Source organism: Pseudomonas sp. SIMBA_068 (assembly GCF_046534705.1).
Taxonomy (GTDB): domain Bacteria; phylum Pseudomonadota; class Gammaproteobacteria; order Pseudomonadales; family Pseudomonadaceae; genus Aquipseudomonas; species Aquipseudomonas putida.
Genome location: NZ_JAWRYI010000003.1, coordinates 158,710 through 176,150, shown reverse-complemented (window position 1 = coordinate 176,150; position 17,441 = coordinate 158,710). Strand labels below are relative to the sequence as shown.

15 protein-coding genes and 2 pseudogenes are annotated in these 17,441 nt (G+C 63.1%); 5 read left to right on the top strand and 12 right to left on the bottom strand.

The annotated features are described in order from the left end of the window. Positions 1 to 25: 25 nt before the first annotated feature. The 3 genes from ampE to SB756_RS09955 form a co-directional block, all read right to left on the bottom strand. The gene (gene ampE / locus SB756_RS09965) at positions 26 to 856 is read right to left on the bottom strand and encodes a regulatory signaling modulator protein AmpE (protein WP_234227514.1); all 831 of its coding nucleotides are present in this window, start codon (positions 854 to 856) and stop codon (positions 26 to 28) included. Beyond that, positions 853 to 1,425, bottom strand: a complete 573-nt coding sequence (gene ampD, locus SB756_RS09960) for a 1,6-anhydro-N-acetylmuramyl-L-alanine amidase AmpD (protein ID WP_341797584.1) — start codon at positions 1,423 to 1,425, stop codon at positions 853 to 855. Before ampD ends, ampE begins: the two co-directional genes overlap by 4 nt. Positions 1,426 to 1,513: 88 nt before the next feature. Further along, complete coding sequence (locus SB756_RS09955) at positions 1,514 to 3,670, bottom strand: DUF1631 domain-containing protein (protein WP_410910761.1); 2,157 nt, start codon at positions 3,668 to 3,670, stop codon at positions 1,514 to 1,516. A gap of 242 nt (positions 3,671 to 3,912) precedes the next feature. Between SB756_RS09955 and nadC the strand changes: the two genes are divergently transcribed. Beyond that, the gene (gene nadC / locus SB756_RS09950) at positions 3,913 to 4,761 is read left to right on the top strand and encodes a carboxylating nicotinate-nucleotide diphosphorylase (protein ID WP_016501457.1); all 849 of its coding nucleotides are present in this window, start codon (positions 3,913 to 3,915) and stop codon (positions 4,759 to 4,761) included. Between the two features lie 59 nt (positions 4,762 to 4,820). Here the strand turns inward: nadC and trxB are convergent, their stop codons facing one another. Further along, positions 4,821 to 5,783 carry a thioredoxin-disulfide reductase gene (gene trxB / locus SB756_RS09945; RefSeq protein WP_410910760.1) on the bottom strand — a complete coding sequence of 321 codons (963 nt, stop codon included), beginning with the start codon at positions 5,781 to 5,783 and terminating at the stop codon, positions 4,821 to 4,823. Between the two features lie 330 nt (positions 5,784 to 6,113). On the opposite strand from trxB, the gene cysZ reads away from it, so the two are divergent. Further along, on the top strand, positions 6,114 to 6,842 hold the full coding sequence (gene cysZ, locus SB756_RS09940; protein ID WP_016501458.1) for a sulfate transporter CysZ: 729 nt from the start codon (positions 6,114 to 6,116) through the stop codon (positions 6,840 to 6,842). Positions 6,843 to 7,032: 190 nt separating this feature from the next. On the opposite strand, the pseudogene SB756_RS09935 reads toward cysZ, so the two are convergent. Both SB756_RS09935 and SB756_RS09930 read right to left on the bottom strand, forming a co-directional pair. Then, a pseudogene (locus SB756_RS09935) lies at positions 7,033 to 7,446 on the bottom strand (methyl-accepting chemotaxis protein); the annotation flags it as partial. Between the two features lie 174 nt (positions 7,447 to 7,620). Next, a pseudogene (locus tag SB756_RS09930) lies at positions 7,621 to 8,220 on the bottom strand (PAS domain-containing protein); the annotation flags it as partial. 307 nt (positions 8,221 to 8,527) lie between these two features. Between SB756_RS09930 and SB756_RS09925 the strand changes: the two are divergent. Further along, positions 8,528 to 9,718 carry a glycosyltransferase family 4 protein gene (locus tag SB756_RS09925; protein WP_410910759.1) on the top strand — a complete coding sequence of 397 codons (1,191 nt, stop codon included), beginning with the start codon at positions 8,528 to 8,530 and terminating at the stop codon, positions 9,716 to 9,718. A 124-nt stretch (positions 9,719 to 9,842) separates the two neighbouring features. Here SB756_RS09925 and SB756_RS09920 read toward each other — a convergent pair whose 3' ends face one another. Then, positions 9,843 to 10,325: a glutathione peroxidase gene (locus SB756_RS09920; RefSeq protein ID WP_341797580.1), complete on the bottom strand. Its 483-nt coding sequence runs from the start codon at positions 10,323 to 10,325 to the stop codon at positions 9,843 to 9,845. A 145-nt stretch (positions 10,326 to 10,470) separates the two neighbouring features. Next, on the bottom strand, positions 10,471 to 10,956 hold the full coding sequence (locus SB756_RS09915) for a peptidylprolyl isomerase (protein ID WP_016501463.1): 486 nt from the start codon (positions 10,954 to 10,956) through the stop codon (positions 10,471 to 10,473). Here SB756_RS09915 and SB756_RS09910 point away from each other — a divergent pair. Both SB756_RS09910 and pta read left to right on the top strand, forming a co-directional pair. After that, on the top strand, positions 10,955 to 11,257 hold the full coding sequence (locus tag SB756_RS09910; RefSeq protein ID WP_138737441.1) for a DUF3565 domain-containing protein: 303 nt from the start codon (positions 10,955 to 10,957) through the stop codon (positions 11,255 to 11,257). The genes SB756_RS09915 and SB756_RS09910 overlap by 2 nt on opposite strands. A gap of 31 nt (positions 11,258 to 11,288) precedes the next feature. Further along, entirely contained in the window at positions 11,289 to 13,376 is a 2,088-nt protein-coding gene (pta, locus tag SB756_RS09905; protein ID WP_341797578.1) for a phosphate acetyltransferase, read from the top strand. 107 nt (positions 13,377 to 13,483) lie between these two features. On the opposite strand, the gene SB756_RS09900 is transcribed toward pta, so the two are convergent. The 4 genes from SB756_RS09900 to SB756_RS09885 form a co-directional block, all read right to left on the bottom strand. Then, entirely contained in the window at positions 13,484 to 14,206 is a 723-nt protein-coding gene (locus tag SB756_RS09900; RefSeq protein WP_016501466.1) for an OmpA family protein, read from the bottom strand. 109 nt (positions 14,207 to 14,315) lie between these two features. Next, a complete protein-coding gene (locus tag SB756_RS09895; protein WP_341797577.1) occupies positions 14,316 to 14,960 on the bottom strand; it encodes an MBL fold metallo-hydrolase in 645 nt (214 codons plus the stop codon). A 146-nt stretch (positions 14,961 to 15,106) separates the two neighbouring features. Continuing rightward, the gene (locus SB756_RS09890; protein WP_341797576.1) at positions 15,107 to 15,799 is read right to left on the bottom strand and encodes a sensor histidine kinase; all 693 of its coding nucleotides are present in this window, start codon (positions 15,797 to 15,799) and stop codon (positions 15,107 to 15,109) included. Next, positions 15,796 to 17,403, bottom strand: coding sequence for a tetratricopeptide repeat-containing response regulator (locus SB756_RS09885; RefSeq protein ID WP_258655237.1), 1,608 nt, complete (start codon positions 17,401 to 17,403; stop codon positions 15,796 to 15,798). Before SB756_RS09885 ends, SB756_RS09890 begins: the two co-directional genes overlap by 4 nt. Positions 17,404 to 17,441: the final 38 nt, after the last annotated feature.

Sequence of the window (17,441 nt, the reverse complement as noted above, 5' to 3'; positions counted from 1 at the left end):
ACGCAAATAGCAAGGCGACCCTATGTCAAACCAGCACGGTCCACAGCGCGAACCCGGCGTACCACAACACCGCACAGCGCAGCAGCAGCTCCCACAGGCTGTCCAGCCGCCCCAGCCCACGCTGGCTGTCTTCTTCATCGGGAATGTCATCGGCAATACGCCCCACCCGCGCCACCAGGTGCGCAGCACTGATGTGCCAGTTGAGCACCTCGTGCAGCATCACCCGGGTCACTGCAAGGAAGTTGCCCACCAGCGCAAAGCTCAACGCCATCAAGCGAACCGGCAGCCAGTCCATGATGTGCCGCAGTTGTTCGGCCCGCGCCTTCAACGCAGGCTGCTGGCTGTGCTCGCCGCACAGCGCCAGCAGGCGATAAGCCAGCGCCGCACCAGGGCCCAGCACGAAATACCAGAAGATCACCGCGAAAAAGCCTTGGTACACCTGCCACAGCAGGTTGCCCTGCACACGCACCAACAGGCTATGCGGCTCGTCCGCCACCACGCCCAGGTCGCGCTCTGCAACATGCAGCGCCGCTTGATCATCACCGCGTCGCCAGGCATCACGGAACGGTCCCAGCGACGCCTTGGCATCGCCACGGCCCAGGCTGTAGACCAACACCAGCAGATGCACCGGCAGCGCCAACAGCCCATAGGCCACCGGCTCCAGCACATGCAGCAGCAACACCAGCAGCGCTACCGGTGCCAACACCAGGATGGCCAGCGTCCACCAGGGGTGCACCTTGCCGCTGCGCTCCAGGCGTACCAGTTCGCCAAGAAAGAACCCATCACGCTGCACTTGATGGCGCAGGGCCGAAAACTTCTCGACCCACAGTGCCAGCAGCAACACCAGAAAACTCATGCCTTGTCCTCGTTGTGCAGCAACGCTTCACGGTAGCGCGGCCAATCGAACGACGGGCCGGGGTCAGTCTTGCGTTGCGGGGCAATGTCGCTGTGGCCCTGAATGCGGCCCAGGTCGATGGCCGGCCAGGCCCTGCGAATGTGCCGGGTTAGCTGCTCCAGCACGCCGTACTGGGCATCGGTGTAGGGCAGGTCGTCGGTGCCTTCCAGCTCGATGCCGATGGAAAAATCGTTACAGCCTTCGCGCCCGTCGAAGCACGACACACCCGCGTGCCAGGCGCGCTCCAGCAATGACACGAACTGCGTCACCGCCCCGTCACGTTCGACGAACAGGTGCGCCGACACGGTCAGCTGGCTGATGCTGGCGAAATAAGGGTGTTCGTTCGGGTCCAGGCAATTCTGGAAGAACTGCTGCACCTTGCCGGTACCAAAGCAGGCCGGCGGCAGGCTGATGTTGTGTATCACCAGCAGGGAAATCACTTCGCCTTCGGGGCGGGCATTGAAGTTCGGCGAGGGGCAGTGGGTGATTCCGATTCCGTGGAACCAGCCAGTGGCACGGTCCAATTGCATGGGGCAAATCCTGAAAGCGCCTTGAACAGAACCACAGTATGCCCTGCCGCCAACGCCGTTGGCATGTGAATGATTGTAATGTTGCCGGTTACCGCACCTGCGGTTGCCGCAGCCCGTCGAGCACCGCCTCCAGCGCCCGCTCGAACAACAATCCGTCATCCAGCACCCGCACGTCCCCCCGCTGTAGCGCCTGCGCCAGGCCCGCGCCGCTCCACTCTCGCACCTTCATGCCGGTGCGGTTGGCAAACACCAGCCTGTCGCTGCTGTCGATGTGTGCCACCAGCTTGCAGCGCAGCGGTTCGTCGTCATCAAGTACTTCAACCCAGGTCCCGATACGCAAGCGCTGCACCTGCCGCAACGCTGCAGCCTGGCCATCGGCAATGTGCAAAGGCGCGCAGGACGGTTCTTCGGCAATCGCCAGCACGATATCTTCGTCCACCAGCACTTCGGCCAAGGGTTGGCCATGGCCAACCGTTAGCTCAGCGCCTGCGCAGGCACGCAGGTGCAATTGCTCCAGTTGCAGGAAGAACTCACGGGTTGCCGCCGAATTCAGGGCCACGCTAGCCAAGCCATCGCGCAGCGCCTTGAGCAGGCCCGGCACCTGCTGCAACAGGGTTTGCGGCTCATGCCCGGGGGTGATAGTAGCCAATAGCGTGTCCACCGTCTGCAAGCTATCTCGCCAGGCCTGGGAGGCTTCACCCTGCTTGAGCCAAGCCAGCAGCAGCACCTGGCTCCAGGCCTGTACCAGCATTTGCACCACCACCAAGGGCAAGACCCGGCCACGCAGGCGCTGGTTGAGCACCCGCTGCACCTGCTGCCGCGCCTGCAGGGCACGGGCACGCCCTTCTTCGGCGTCGCGCGTGCGTTGCTCAAGCAATTCGTTGCGCCGCCGTTCCTCCTGGTTGAACGCAAGGAACTCGTCGAGCAGTTCGGCAAACAGGCCGGTATCTTCGGCAAAATCATTAATCAAGCGCTGGACTATGCGCTCTACTCGCAAGTGCAGGCTGTCGCGCAGGCCTTCGCCACCGCACTCCCAGCCAATGGCTGCGCCTGCGATTTCGTTGAGCAGCCGGCGTGCAGGGTGACTGGCCCGGCTGAACAGCCCCTTGTCCAGCAGGGCGACCTTGAGCAGCGGGATATGCAGGCGCGCGATCAGCGCACGCAGGCTGGCCGGCAGGTTGTCGTCGCCTTGAATACAGGCGAACAGCAGGCCGACCAGGTTGATCATGTCCTCGTCGGCTACGGCGATGCGCCGGCGCGTGCCACTGCGCACGCTGACCCGCAGCAGCAGTTGTTCGAGTTGTTGGCCGAGCTCGAAATCATCAGGCTCGCCGGTAGCCGGCAAGTAGTGCTGCAAATGCGAAAGCAGGCGGACCAGGTCGGCGGTGCTGATCGACTGGGCCGCAGCCACCGCCTGCAATCGCGGTGCGAACTGCCCGCGCGCCGGGGCCAGCAAGGTTTGCAACGAGGCAAAGAAGGCCTGGCCTGCCGCATCCGCCCCCACTTCCTGGCCTTGGCTTGCCGGCCCTCGTCCTGCCCTCATGCGCCGGTCTTCGGCACGCCGGCGCGGGGCCGGTTGCAACTCGGGCAGCACACCGGCGACGGCCAGCAACTGGTTGGCTTCGGCATAGATGACGTCGACATCGCGCAAGACATAACGCTCGAAAAGCTTGAGCAGGACCAGTTTGACCCGTAAGCCCACCCCCAGGTTACGGCCAGCTTCAAGGAAGTACCCGCACAATGCAGCAGGGCCGAGCGGGTTGCGCTGCTCATGCACGGGGCGGTCGAGCAAGGCCTGCAAGCGCAGGCCCAGTTGCTGCAGGGCAATGCCATCGCGCGACAGCACCCGCGCGACCATGCCTTCGATGGCCGCAGCCCGTTCCAGTTGCACCTTGCTACGCAGATTGCCGGGTTCTACCAGATGCGCCAGCAGGTCGACCTGGCCGATGCGGGCGTAGGCGTCATAGAAGGTATCAAGGAAGCCGCGTTCGATACTTTTGCGCTTCAGGCGCAGATCCCGCATGGCCTCGAAGTACAGGTTCTGGTCGCAGCGATCAACGGCCTTGTCGGCCATCTCGAACAGGGTGTCGTCAGCATTGTCGAACAGCGCCTGCAAGCCCTGGCGCAATTGCAGCGCAGCCTTGTCGCGCACTTGCAGGAGCAACACCGGAAGGCAAGGCAGAGGCGTGCGCCCCCCTCGGTCGATGGCTGCCGCCAGGGGCACCACCTTGCCTTCTTTTTGCATCCTGGACTCCTTGCAGGGTGTCATGCCCGAAGGGGCTGTAAATCGTCAAAGCTATGACGCCAAATACTGGTCGCCATTATCAGTAAAAAATCGCACAGCTGCCAGCGCCGATTCATGGACGGGTTAATGACCCTCGTTTGCAGGCATTGCTCACGAAGACCGACCAAAGGTCATGGCCGGGGCGGCTGTACACATCGGCCCCCTGCCCTATAATCGCCGGCATCTAGCTTGTGGAGCCGACCATGCCGAACCTACGCCTTGCCGACCTGACCGCTGAAATCGAAGCCAACGTGCGCCGCGCACTGTTGGAGGACATCGGCAGTGGCGATATCACCGCGCAGCTGATCCCGGCCGAGCGCCTGGCCAAGGCCACCATCATCACCCGCGAAGACTGCGTGATTGCAGGCACTGCCTGGGTCGACGCCGTGTTTCGCCAGCTCGACCCGCGTGTGGCCGTGCACTGGCAGGTGGCCGACGGTGATCGCGCCACGGCCAACCAGCCGCTGTTCCACCTGGAAGGCCCGGCCCGCTCGCTGCTGAGCGGCGAGCGCAGCGCGCTGAACTTCCTGCAGATGCTGTCGGGGGTCGCCACCCGTGCGCGTTTCCTGGCCGACTTGGTGGAAGGCACCCAGGTGCGCCTGCTGGACACCCGCAAAACCCTGCCCGGCCTGCGCCTGGCACAGAAGTACGCGGTTACCTGCGGCGGCTGCGACAACCACCGCATCGGCCTGTACGACGCCTTCCTGATCAAGGAAAACCACATCGCCGCCAGCGGTGGTGTTGCCGAGGCCGTAACGGCGGCGCACCGAATTGCGCCGGGCAAGCCGGTAGAGATCGAAGTGGAAAGCCTGGATGAACTGCGCGAGGCGCTGGCAGCGGGCGCGGACATCATCATGCTCGACGAGCTGAACCTGGACGAAATGCGCGAAGCGGTGCGTATTAACGCGGGCAAGGCCAAGCTGGAGGCCAGCGGCGGGGTGAACGAGACGACCTTGCGGGTAATTGCCGAGACTGGCGTGGACTACATCTCGATTGGTGCCATGACCAAGGATGTGAAAGCAGTGGACCTGTCCATGCGGTTGAGCCTGTGAGCTGACCGCAGGCAATAAAAAACCGGCCTTTCAGCCGGTTTTTTTGGGGCGCTATCTGATCAGAACGAGGCGTTGGCCAGGCCGTCCAGGTAACGCTCTACGTCCAGGGCCGCCATGGAGCCAGCGCCGGCCGAGGTAATGGCCTGACGGTAAACGTGGTCAGCCACGTCACCTGCAGCGAACACACCTTCAACGTTGGTGGCGGTAGCGTTGCCTTCACGGCCGCCGTTGACCACCAAGTAGCCGTCCTTGAGGGTCAGCTGGCCTTCGAACAGCGAGGTGTTCGGGGTGTGGCCAATGGCGATGAATACGCCGTCGACCTTGATTTCGTCGCTGCTGCCGTCGTTGTTCTTCAGGCGCGCACCGGTTACGCCCATGTTGTCACCCAACACTTCGTCCAGGGTGGCGTTGAGCTTGAGCTCGATCTTGCCTTCGGCCACACGGGCGTTGAGCTTGTCGACCAGGATCTTTTCGGCGCGGAAGGTTTCGCGACGGTGCACCAAGGTAACCTTGCTGGCGATGTTGGCCAGGTAAAGCGCTTCTTCCACGGCAGTGTTGCCGCCGCCAACCACGGCGACTGGCTTGTTGCGGTAGAAGAAACCGTCGCAGGTGGCGCAGGCCGAAACGCCCTTGCCCATGAAGGTTTCTTCCGACGGCAGGCCCAGGTAGCGGGCGCTGGCACCGGTGGCGATGATCAGTGCGTCGCAGGTGTATTTGCCGCTGTCACCCTGCAGGGTGAACGGTTTGTTGGCCAGGTCGACAGCATTGATGTGGTCGAAGACGATTTCGGTTTCGAAACGCTCGGCGTGTTCCTGCATGCGCTGCATCAGGGCCGGGCCGGTCAGGCCGTGGGGGTCGCCCGGCCAGTTGTCAACTTCGGTGGTGGTGGTCAGCTGGCCGCCCGCCTGCATGCCGGTGATCAGCAGCGGCTTGAGGTTGGCGCGGGCAGCGTAGACTGCAGCACTGTAACCGGCAGGGCCGGAACCGAGAATGATGACGCGCGAATGACGTACTTCAGACATGTCGAACTCCTGTCGAGCCGGCGGCACGGGCCGGCATCGGTGTACCGGCTGCGCCAGCTGGAAAATTAAAACGGACCCACGCAGCACTTGGGGAAGGCTACAACGCGCAGGCCCGAAAAGCGGAAAGTTGAGCGCACTGTAGCGAGGTCGCAAAGATTAAGGAAATATCCTTAGACAATCCACCTCATAGGCACGGTCTATTCATTGATTTCATTCATAGGCCAGCCCTGGGGCTTTTGTTACAGCCCGTGTCCCGCTTGCCAGCCACCTTTCGTCGGCGCGGCAAACTCGGTAAGGTCAGCGCGTTTTCCTTCTCTGCGGAGTCTCCCGATGCAAGCCCCTGTCCTCTCCGGCCCCCAATACCTGCGCGAAGGCCTGAAACTGGTGCTGAGCCCCAACCTGCGGTTGTTCGTGCTGCTGCCGCTGGCGGTCAACCTGCTGCTGTTCGGTGGCATGGTCTACTTCGCCGGCCACCAGTTCGGCCTGTGGCTCGATGCCCTGATGCCAACGCTGCCAGACTGGCTGAGCTTTCTCAGCTACATACTCTGGCCGCTGTTCGTTGCCCTGCTGGTGCTGATGGTGTTCTTCACCTTCACCCTGGTGGCCAACATCATTGCCGCGCCGTTCAATGGCTTCCTGGCGGAAAAGGTCGAAGTGGTGGTGCGTGGCGAAGACACCTTCCCGGCGTTCAGCTGGGGCGAGCTGGTGGCCATGGTGCCACGCACCTTCAGCCGCGAAATGCGCAAGTTGGGCTACTTCCTGCCACGGGCCATCGGCCTGTTCATCCTGTCGCTGATCCCAGTGGTCAACGTAATCGCCGCGCCGCTGTGGCTGATGTTCGGGGTATGGATGATGGCCATTCAGTACATCGACTACCCGGCGGACAACAACAAGATGAGCTGGCAGGACATGCTCGCCTGGCTGCGCAGCAAGCGCTGGCAGTCGCTGGGCTTTGGCGGCATCACCTACCTGGCACTGATGATCCCAGGGGTGAACGTGCTGATGATGCCGGCGGCGGTGGCCGGGGCTACATTGTTCTGGGTGCGGGAGCGTAACTGACTGCCGATGTGTACCCGCCCCCCTGTAGGAGCAGCCTTGTGCTGCGAAGAGGCCATTGCAGCCGAAGATAATCTTCAGCCTTACCGGCCTCTTCGCAGCACAAGGCTGCTCCTACAAGATGAGGCGGCAGCCTGAGTGATGGTGAAAGACATTGGGTCCACCAAAAGGCAGACCAAATCTGCTTGGGGCTCTACTGCCCCAACCGGCTGGAAAACTGCCCCACCACATCCACCACCCGCTTAGCCCCGTCCTGGATCTCGACAATCACGTTGCCCGTCTCATCGGCCAGCGCCAGTCCCTGCTCGGCCTGGCGCTTGCTGGTGTCGATGATCTCCACCGCCGCCTGCGCCAGTTGCTCGTTCTGCTTTACTACCCGGGCAATTTCCTCGGTAGCGGTGCTGGTGCGCGAAGCCAGCTGGCGCACTTCGTCGGCAACCACGGCAAAACCTCGCCCTTGCTCGCCCGCGCGGGCCGCTTCAATGGCCGCGTTAAGGGCCAGCAGGTTGGTCTGCCCGGCAATGTCGCTGATGGTCTTGATGATCGACCCGATCACCCGTGACTGGGTGTCCAGCGCCTGGATGCCCTCCGCCGCCTCTTGCATCGAGGCCTCAAGGCCGCGCATCACACTGACGGTCTGGGTGACCACCTCGGTGGCCTTGCGCGCGCTGACATCGGTACCCAGCGAAGTGCTATAGGCGACATCTGCCGCCTGGGCCACGGCCTGCTCCTGGTTGACCTGGTCGGTGATCACAGTGGCGAACTTGACCACCTTGTACAGCACATCGTGGGCATCGAAGATCGGGTTGTACGAAGCCTCCAGCCAGATTACCCGGCCATGGGCATCGATACGCTTGAAACGTTCGGCAACGTATTCACCCCGGCGCAGCTTGTCCCAGAACGCCTGATAGCCGGCCGAGTGAACCTCCTCCGGCTCGCAGAACATACGGTGGTGCTTGCCGCGAATCTGCTCAAGGCGATAACCGACTGTGGCCAGGAAACGCTCGTTGGCAGTGAGGATGGTGCCGTCGAGGTCGAACTCGATCACTGCAGTAGAGCGCATCAGCGCCTTGATCAGGCTTTCGTGCTCGCGAGACGTCTCAATGGTGCGGGTCAGGTCGCTGGAGTGCAGCGTGAAGTACTTGATGCGCCCCTCGCTGTTCTTCACCGGCTGCAGGATCGACCGCAGCCAGGCTTCCTGGCCGTTGCCACGCAGCAGACGGAAGGCGCCGTTCAAATGCTCGCCACGGCTGATCGCGCTCTTCATGCGTTGGTAGAAATCCAGCGACTTCACATGGGCTGGGACGATGTCCTCGATGTTGCGTCCAAGCAATTGATCGGAACGGTAGAGCATTTCGCTCTCGAAGTTGCCGTTGACCATCTCGATCCGTCCCTGTGGGTCGAGTTGAAGTACCAGCATCTCGCTGTCGAGACTACTCTTGACCTGTTCCACGGACATCAGATCTTCGCGCAGCTGCCGGATTTCTTGCTTGAGCTTGCTGTTGAACATCACCGCACTCCTGGAGCGCATCACCTAGTCGAATGCATCTTCATCGGCTGCCGGTTGCACCTTCTTGAGCACCGCGCAACGAAATATTCATAAAGGCGAAAGCGTCAGCGGTCAGGCGTCATCTGTACGTCACATTGCAGTCACATTGGCGCAACCCGGCAGGCGGAAACTTTTTGTCATGAATACACCCGCCCTACGCATTACCTTGGTCAGCGAAACCTTCCCACCCGAAATCAACGGCGTGGCCAACACCCTTGGCCGCCTTGGCGAAGGGCTGCTTCAGCGCGGCCATGAGGTGGAGGTGGTGCGCCCGCGCCAAGCCGGCGAAGCCCCCGTGCACAACGACCCGTACCTGATGCTCTGCCGTGGCTGGGCGCTGCCTGGTTACCCCGGTTTGCAGTGGGGCGAGGTGTCGATGCACAAGTTGTTGCGCCGCTGGCGGCGGCAGCGCCCGGATGTGCTGTACATCGCCACCGAGGGGCCGCTGGGGCTCAGCGCACTGCGCGCGGCCAGGCGCCTGGGAATCGCGGTCGTCAGCGGCTTCCACACCAACTTCCCGCAGTACTCCGGCCAGTACGGCCTGGGTTTGCTGGCACGCTTGCTCACCCACTACCTGCGCTGGTTCCATCGGCGCACGGCAATCACCCTGGTGCCCAGTGTCAGCCAGCGCCTGGAGCTTGAGCGCCGTGGTTTCGAGCGCCTGGAACTGCTCGCTCGGGGTGTCGATGCGTGCCTGTTCAACCCGGCCCGGCGAAGCCAGGCGTTGCGCGAAAGCTGGGGGCTGGGCCCGGACGATCTCGCCGTGCTGCATGTCGGGCGGCTGGCGGTGGAAAAGAACCTTGGCTTGCTGCGGCCTTGCCTTGAGGCACTGCAGACGACTTATCCACAGAAGCGCCTGCGCCTGATCATGGTGGGTGACGGCCCGCAGCGCGCCGCCCTCCAGCAGCAGATGCCGGATGCCATGTTCTGCGGCGCCCAGCGCGGCGAGGTGCTGGCCGAGCATTACGCCAGCGGTGACCTGTTCCTGTTCCCGAGCCTGACCGAAACGTTTGGCAATGTGGTGCTCGAAGCCATGGCTTCGGGGTTGGCGGTGGTTGCCTATGACGAGGCGGCGGCTGCGCAGCATATTCGCCATGGCCACAGCGGGGCGCTGGCCATGCCGGGAGACCAGGCGGCGTTTGTCGATGCGGCTTGCTGGCTGCTGGAGGAAGAGGAAACCTTGCGCCGTGTGCGCCTGAATGCGCGGCAGCATGCCAGCCGCCAGGGCTGGCCGGCGATTGTCGAGCAGTTTGAGGGGTATCTCGATGCGGCCCGGAACCAGGCTGCGACCTCACCCGCTTCGCGGCTGGGTGCGACGCGATCTGTGTAGGAGCGGCCTTGTGCCGCGAATGGGCCGCATGGCGGCCCCGGATCTCCATGTCAAAGCCATCGAGGGGCCGCGTTGCGGCCCATTCGCGGCACAAGGCCGCTCCTACAGGGACCGCGCAAGACTTTCAGGCCAGTGCTTTTTCGATTGCCTGCACCACCGCCGGGTCATCCGGCGCCGTGCGCGGCGAGAAGCGCGCCAGCACCCGCCCGTCCTTGCCAACCAGAAACTTCTCGAAGTTCCAGCTGATGTCGCCAGGGAACTCAGCCCCTTCGCCCGCCAGCAGGCGATACAACGAATGACGTTGCGGCCCGTTGACTTCCAGCTTGCCCCCCAGCGGGAAGCTCACCCCGTAGTTGAGGCTGCAGAATTCCTGAATTTCCTTTTCGCTGCCCGGCTCCTGCCCGGCAAACTGGTTGCATGGCAGGCCAAGCACGTTGAAGCCCTTGGCCTTGTAAACCTGGTAGAGGTTTTCCAGAGCCTTGTATTGCGGCGTGAGACCACATTTGGAGGCAACGTTGACCACCAGCACCACTTGGCCCTTGAACGGTGCGAGGGGCAGCTCCCCGCCGTTCAGCGCGTCCAGTTTCAGGTCGTGAAATGCACTCATGATGACATCCCCTCTCAGGTTCCCGGTTGCCGCGCGGGCGAATTCCGCCCAATAAAAAGGCGCCCGTCCAAACCGTCCACCTCCCGTAGGAAGGCAAATCGGCTTGCCCGAGCGCCTGGCGACTTTCTGAGCTTAGCGCAGAAAATCAGTGGTGATGGCCACCTTCACCGTGGATGTGACGGTGAGCGATTTCTTCTTCGCTGGCGTCACGCACGTCGACTACCTTGACCTGGAAGGTCAGGCGCTGGCCGGCCAGCGGGTGGTTGCCGTCAACGGTGACGTCGTCGCCGTCGAGGTCGCGGATAGTGACGATCTGCATCTGGCCGTCCGGTGCCGAAGCGTGGAACTGCATGCCTACTTCCAGCTCGTCAACGCCTTCGAACAGGCTGCGGTTCAGGGTGCTGACCAGCTCGGCCAGGTATTCGCCGTAGGCGTCTTCCGGCTCGATGGAAACGTTCAGCTCGTCACCGGCCTGTTTGCCTTCCAGGGCTTTTTCCAGGCCCGGGATGATGTTGCCGGCACCGTGCAGGTAGACCAGCGGCGCGCCACCGGCGGAGCTGTCGATGGTCTCCCCGGCGTCGTTGGTCAGGGTATAGTCGATGGAGACAGCCTTGTTGGCGGCGATCAGCATGGGGCAAGACCTTTTGCAAAAGTATGTAGAGCGGACAAGTGTAACCAAGCCATCGTCCGATTGCGAACGCACTGCGGACGAGCAGCGGCCCATCAGTCGGATCACCGGCTTCCATCAGGACGAAGAAGGCCACTGGGTGGCCGAGCTGTCTTGCGGCCATACCCAGCACCTGCGCCACCAACCGCCGTGGCAGGCACGCCCCTGGGTGCTCGACCCGGCGCAACGCGCGCAGCGCATCGGCCAGCCTTTTACGTGCGGCTGGTGCGCGCAAGGGGCCGATAGCGCTACCCTTGGCCGTTAATTTCTTGCACCGCTTATTTCGAGAAGCACGCATGCAGACATTTTTCATTGCGCCGACCGACTTCGGTGTCGGCCTGACCTCCATCAGCCTCGGCCTGGTGCGCACCTTGGAGCGCGCCGGCCTGAAGGTCGGTTTTTTCAAGCCGATTGCCCAACCCCACCCGGGTGACACCGGCCCTGAACGCTCGACAGAACTGGTGGCGCGCACCCACGGCATCAAGCCTCCCGTGCCACTGAGCCTGGCCCAGGTCGAGCGCATGCTCGGCGACGGCCAGCTGGACGAATTGCTCGAAGAAATCATCCGCCTCTACCAGCAAGCCTGCGTCGGCAATGACGTGGTGGTGGTCGAGGGCATGGTGCCCACGCGCCACGCCAGCTACGCGGCTCGGGTCAACCTGCACCTGGCCAAGAGCCTGGATGCCGAAGTGATCCTGGTATCGGCCCCGGAAAACGAAGTGCTCAGCGAATTGTCCGGCCGGGTTGAACTGCAGGCCCAGCTGTTCGGCGGCCCACGCGACCCGAAGGTACTCGGGGTAATCCTCAACAAGGTGCGCACCGACGAAAGCATGGCGGATTTCGCCACCCGCCTGCGCGAGCACTCGCCCCTGCTACGCGGCAACGACTTCCGCCTGCTCGGCTGCATCCCCTACCAGCCCGAGCTGAACGCCCCGCGCACCCGCGACGTGGCCGAGCTGCTCGGCGCCCAGGTGCTCAACGCCGGCGACTACGAGCAGCGGCGCATGAGCAAGATCATCATCTGCGCACGCACCGTGGCCAACACGGTGCCGCTGCTGACTTCGGGTACCCTGGTGGTCACCCCGGGCGATCGCGACGACATCATCCTCGCTGTCAGCCTGGCCGCCATCAATGGCGTACCGCTGGCCGGGCTGCTGCTGACCAGCGACAGCAAGCCGGACACGCGCATCCTCGGCCTGTGCCGCGGCGCGCTGCAGGCCGGCCTGCCGATCCTGTCGGTCAGCACCGGCTCGTACGACACCGCCAACCAGCTCAATTCGCTGAACCGCGAAATCCCGGTCGACGACCGCGAGCGCGCCGAGTTCATCACCGACTTCGTCGCCAGCCACCTCGATGCGGCCTGGTTGCACCAACGCTGCGGCACCCCGCGCGAGATGCGCCTGTCGCCAGCGGTGTTCCGCTACCAGCTGATTCAGCGGGCGCAGCAGGCCAACAAGCGCATCGTCCTGCCAGAGGGTGCCGAGCCGTTGCTGGTGCAGGCCGCAGCCATCTGCCAGGCGCGCGGCATCGCTCGCTGCGTGCTGCTGGCCAAGCCCGAAGATGTCGAGGCGGTGGCACGCGCCCAAGGCATTACCCTGCCGCCTGGCCTGGAAATCCTCGACCCCGAGCTGATTCGCGGGCGCTACGTGGAGCCGATGGTCGCGCTGCGCAAGAGCAAGAACCTCAACGCACCAATGGCCGAGCAGCAACTGGAAGACCCGGTGGTGATCGGCACCATGATGCTGGCCCTGGACGAAGTGGACGGCCTGGTATCGGGCCTGGTGCACTCCACCGCCAACACCATCCGCCCGGCCCTGCAGTTGATCAAGACCGCGCCGGGCTCCAGCCTGGTGTCGTCAGTGTTCTTCATGCTGTTCCCCGAGCAGGTGCTGGTGTACGGCGACTGCGTGATGAACCCACACCCGAGCGCTGCCGAACTGGCGGAGATCGCCCGGCAGAGTGCCGAGTCGGCGCAGGCCTTCGGCATCGCGCCGCGGGTGGCGATGATCAGTTATTCAAGCGATTCGGCCAGTGATGAAGAGGTCGGGAAAGTGCGCGAAGCGACACGCCTGGCGCAGGGTGCAGCGCAGCAGCTGCTGATTGACGGGCCGCTGCAGTATGACGCGGCGGCCAACCCGGCGATTGCACGGGAACTGGCGCCGGATAGCCCGGTGGCCGGGCGTGCCACGGTGTTCGTGTTCCCTGACCTCAATACCGGCAACACCACGCACAAAGCGGTGCAACGCAGTGCCGACGGGGTCAGCCTGGGGCCGATGCTGCAGGGGTTGCGCAAGCCGGTGAACGACTTGCCGCGCGGGGCTCAGGTTGACGATATCGTGCATACCATTGCCCTGACGGCGATTCAGGCCAGCGTGGTGCGCTAAAAGCTGGGGCTGCTTTGCAGCCCATTCGCGGCACAAGGCCGCTCCTACAGGGATCGTATAATGCCTGTGGGAGCGGCCTTGGGCCGCAAAGCGGGCCCGGGCATCAATCAGGGATATTGCTGAACCTGGCCTTGTTGCTGGTCATACTGCTGGCCCGGAATCGGCTTCAGGTTCACTTCCACCCGGCGGTTCTGCGCCCGGCCATTGGCGTCGGCGTTGCTGGCGATCGGCTGGTCCGGGCCCATGCCACGCACCGAGATACGCGAAGCATCCACACCCTGCGAGGTCAGGTAGGTGCTGACCGCCTGCGCGCGGCGCTGGGACAGGTCCATGTTGTGCTGGCGGCTGCCGGTGCTGTCGGTGAACCCGACCACTTCAATGGTGTTCTGGTTGAACTGCTTGAACGAGCCTGCGAGGTTGTTCAGCGGCGAGTAGAAGCTTGGGGCGATGTTGGCCGAGTCGGTGGCAAAGGTGATGTTGCCCGGCATGATCAGTTTGATCTGGTCGCCCTGACGCTGTACTTCCACGCCGGTGTTGGCCATCTGGGCGCGCAGTTCGGCCTCTTGCTTGTCGGCGTAGTAGCCATAACCCGCTGCTGCAGCACCTACCGCGGCGGCGCCGATCAGCGCACCCTTGCCACGGTTGTTGTGGTCGATGGCAGCACCGGCGATGGCGCCAGCCAGCGCGCCCAAGCCGCCGTATTTGGCAGTCTTGCTCATCCCCGTGGAGCCCTGCGCCTGACCCTGGTTGTCATAAGGGTTCTGGCCGGCACAGCCAGTCATCAGGGCAGCGGCAGTTGCGACGATAATCAGACGACGCATGGTGAACATGGACAAGCTCCTACTGAAATTCATAAATGCGGCAGATCACGAAGGGATCTATGCCAGCCTTGGATTGCATCGGCAATGAAAAATTCAATGAAAGTGCCTTCATGTGCACTCAGGCACGCACGAAAGGGTTTTCTCGCATCTCGTCACCCAGGCGGGTATCGGGCCCGTGGCCAGTCACCACAATGGCCTCTTCGTCCAGCCGGTACAGCCGCTCCTTGATGGAGCGCACGATAGCCCGCTGGTCACCCCCCCACAAATCGGTGCGGCCAATGCCACGGCGGAACAAGGTGTCGCCGGCGATCAGCAGTTTGGCATCGGCGAACCAGAAGCTCATCGACCCCGGGGTGTGGCCAGGCGTATGCAATGCCACGCCACAGCCACAGGCCAGCGCTTCGTCATCGCCCAGCCAGCGATCGGGTGCCGGTACCGGCGTGTAGGGAACGCCGAACATCTGGCACTGCATCTCCAGGTTGTCCCACAGTACCTGGTCGTCCTTGTGCAGGTGCAGGGTGGCGCCGGTCAGCGCCTTGAGCTTGCCCGAAGCAAGAAAATGATCGAAGTGCGCGTGTGTATGGATGATGCTCACCAGCGTCAGGCCGTGGGCCTGCAGGCGCGCCAGGATCTTCTCCGGGTCACCGCCTGGGTCGACGACGATGGCTTTCTTGGTCAGCGGGTCGCCAATCAGCGTGCAGTTGCACTGGAGGGGGCCTACGGGGAAAGTTTCGCGGATGAGGACAGGTGGGGTTTGGGTCATCATGAGCTCGAAAGCAAAGCCTGGGGTCTTTCAAGAGCGTGACAGGAAAATGGGGCGGGCGCACGTGGTTCATGCCTTGGGAGGTGTGGCGTCCATGAGATCGAGCGCCGCGCGGGCGGCGCTCGATCTCATGGACGCCACATATCTTAAGGCAGGAACAACCTGAACAACCCGCCCCCAAGCGCCCCGCCATTGGAGATCTCGATCCGTCCGCGCACCCCGCCGCTTTCATGCAGTGCCGCGATCCGCGCCGCAAAGTACAGGCCAAGGCCCGTGCTGCCGCTGGTCGAGTCGATGCCCTGGATGTATTCCTCCTGGCGCTCGAGCATGTGCTTTGGATAACCCGGGCCGTCATCGTTTACACAAATGGCCAGCTGGTTGTCGGCTTCTTCGATGGTGATCAGCAAGGCGTGCCCAGCGAAGCGGGTGGCGTTGGTGATGACGTTTGCAATCACCGAGGCCACCAGCTCGCGGTCGAAGAAGCCCAGCGGGTTGTCGGTGTCGATGCGCCAGGTGGCGAGGATGTCGTTGTGCTTGAGCACTTCCTGATGCGCCGCCAACTGGGCTTCGATGAAATCGTCCAACTCGTGGTAGTCCGGGCACACCGGCAACTGGTTGATACCCAGTTTGTACAGGCCCAGCAACTGCACCAGCATGCCGTTGAGGTGGCGAAACTCGTGCTCCATGATTCCCTGCTCGGCACCACCACGCAGCTCTTCGGGCAAGCGCTCCATCCACTGGCTGTGGGACTGGATCAGCGCTGACAAAGAGCTTTTGAGGTCGTGCACGGTGGAGGCGATCACCGTGGAAAAATCCAGCCCCTGATTGTCTTGATTCATGCGCCGAACACTCGGATGTGCAGTTTGCGGTAACGGTCATAGCGATTGTCGCTGGCAGGGATACCGGCCACGCTGGTCAAGGCGTCCTGGCATTCCTGCATGATCGCGGGCTGAGGGTTTTCACCGCCAATGCGCAGCAGCGCCTGGGCGGTGTTAAGGGCGATGCTGATGTTTTTCGGCTGCATACCCAGCGCCTTGCGGAACATCTGCAACGCCTCGCCAAGCTGCCCTCCCTGGTAACTGCGCACACCCTGGCGATTGAGGGTGACCGCTTCGGTAATGGCGTTGAGCACGCTGGGGTCGTCCGTCAGCTTGCCCACTTTCTCCATGACCTTGGGGTCATCGCCATAACTTTCCACACAGCTCTTCAGCACGCCGAGGGCGGCGGCTTCCTGCCCCATTGCCTGCAACTGTGCGGCAACGGTCAGGGCCGAATCGACCGAGAAGAACTGGTTCATCTTGTCCAGGCGCTGGATCGCCTGTTCGGTCAGCTTGCCGGCCGTTTCCGGGTCGCCCGCCTGTTGCAGGCTGGCGGCCTTCATCATCCGCGCACGTACCTGCAAGCCTTGGTCCTCGGGGTTTTCCTTGGCCACCTCGCTGAGCGTGGTGTTGATTTCGACCCGGGTACGGGCGTCCAGGCCAAAGCCTGCGTTCTTGCTCATCAGCGCCTGCACCAGGCCAAGGTTGTTTTCAGCATCCTTGTAGCGCGAGCTCTGCCCCTGGTTCACCGCATGGCGGAACGCCTTCGACGCGCTCTCGAAGTCTTCGTTTTCCAGCGCCAGCTTGCCCAGCGTCGACTGCCGACGTACCGACAGTGGCGACAGCCGCACGGCTTCTTCAAGCAGGTTTTGCGCGCGCCGGGTATCGCCCTGGGCCACCAGCACCTCGGCCATGCCGTCGTACAGGCCGGGCATGATCGGGAACGCCTTGAGCGCCTGCTCGTACACACCCTGGGCCTGGGCATTCTGGCCACGCTTGTGCATCAGGGCGCCCAGCGCGGCGTACACCCAAGGCTGCGGGCGGCTGGCCAGGATGGCCTTGAGGAACTTTTCCAGTTCCTCGAAGCGGTTGAGGTTACGCAGGGCATCGGCCCGATAACGCAGGCACAGCGGTGCCAGGCGCGGGTCTTTCTTGCACAGCTCGGCACAGGCGGCCAGCACTTCGGCCGGGCGATTGCGGTCCAGCGCCTGCAAAATCGGCTTTAGCAACGTCTTGCGCTGGAACAGTTTCTCGACGCGCTGGGCCAGGCCTACGCGGTTGAACGGTTTGGTCAGGTAGGCATCGGGCTCGTGCTCGATGGCGCTGAGGACAATGGCCTGGCTGCTTTCGGCCGTGACCATGATGAACACGCACTCATGGCTAATGTGCTTGTCGATGATCAGGTCTTCGAGCACCTGCTGGCCGTTCTTCTTGCCGTCGCCCAGGTGGAAGTCCTGCAGGATGAAGTCATAGCGCTTCTGCGCGCACATGCGCAGCGCCTGCTCGCCGCTGTCGGCGGTGTCCACGTCGCGCACGCCCAACTCGCGCAGCATGGAACGGGTCGACGTGCGAAAGTCGGTAAAGTCGTCGACGATCAGAAAGCTTTTTTGCCCGTACTGCAGCATCAACACGACCTGCCTTGGAATGATTGAAAAATCGCGCG

What these genes read in the sequence shown, in the direction of transcription:
- SB756_RS09915 (WP_016501463.1), bottom strand. Translation starts at nt 10,956, where the DNA reads ATGCTGATCGCCGCCAACAAGGCTGTCTCCATCGACTATACCCTGACC.
- SB756_RS09900 (WP_016501466.1), bottom strand. Translation starts at nt 14,206, where the DNA reads ATGTTCACCATGCGTCGTCTGATTATCGTCGCAACTGCCGCTGCCCTG.
- ampD (WP_341797584.1), bottom strand. Translation starts at nt 1,425, where the DNA reads ATGCAATTGGACCGTGCCACTGGCTGGTTCCACGGAATCGGAATCACC.
- SB756_RS09955 (WP_410910761.1), bottom strand. Translation starts at nt 3,670, where the DNA reads ATGCAAAAAGAAGGCAAGGTGGTGCCCCTGGCGGCAGCCATCGACCGA.
- SB756_RS09890 (WP_341797576.1), bottom strand. Translation starts at nt 15,799, where the DNA reads ATGAATCAAGACAATCAGGGGCTGGATTTTTCCACGGTGATCGCCTCC.
- SB756_RS09895 (WP_341797577.1), bottom strand. Translation starts at nt 14,960, where the DNA reads ATGACCCAAACCCCACCTGTCCTCATCCGCGAAACTTTCCCCGTAGGC.
- cysZ (WP_016501458.1), top strand. Translation starts at nt 6,114, where the DNA reads ATGCAAGCCCCTGTCCTCTCCGGCCCCCAATACCTGCGCGAAGGCCTG.
- ampE (WP_234227514.1), bottom strand. Translation starts at nt 856, where the DNA reads ATGAGTTTTCTGGTGTTGCTGCTGGCACTGTGGGTCGAGAAGTTTTCG.
- trxB (WP_410910760.1), bottom strand. Translation starts at nt 5,783, where the DNA reads ATGTCTGAAGTACGTCATTCGCGCGTCATCATTCTCGGTTCCGGCCCT.
- SB756_RS09885 (WP_258655237.1), bottom strand. Translation starts at nt 17,403, where the DNA reads ATGCTGCAGTACGGGCAAAAAAGCTTTCTGATCGTCGACGACTTTACC.
- SB756_RS09920 (WP_341797580.1), bottom strand. Translation starts at nt 10,325, where the DNA reads ATGAGTGCATTTCACGACCTGAAACTGGACGCGCTGAACGGCGGGGAG.
- pta (WP_341797578.1), top strand. Translation starts at nt 11,289, where the DNA reads ATGCAGACATTTTTCATTGCGCCGACCGACTTCGGTGTCGGCCTGACC.
- nadC (WP_016501457.1), top strand. Translation starts at nt 3,913, where the DNA reads ATGCCGAACCTACGCCTTGCCGACCTGACCGCTGAAATCGAAGCCAAC.
- SB756_RS09910 (WP_138737441.1), top strand. Translation starts at nt 10,955, where the DNA reads ATGGGGCAAGACCTTTTGCAAAAGTATGTAGAGCGGACAAGTGTAACC.
- SB756_RS09925 (WP_410910759.1), top strand. Translation starts at nt 8,528, where the DNA reads ATGAATACACCCGCCCTACGCATTACCTTGGTCAGCGAAACCTTCCCA.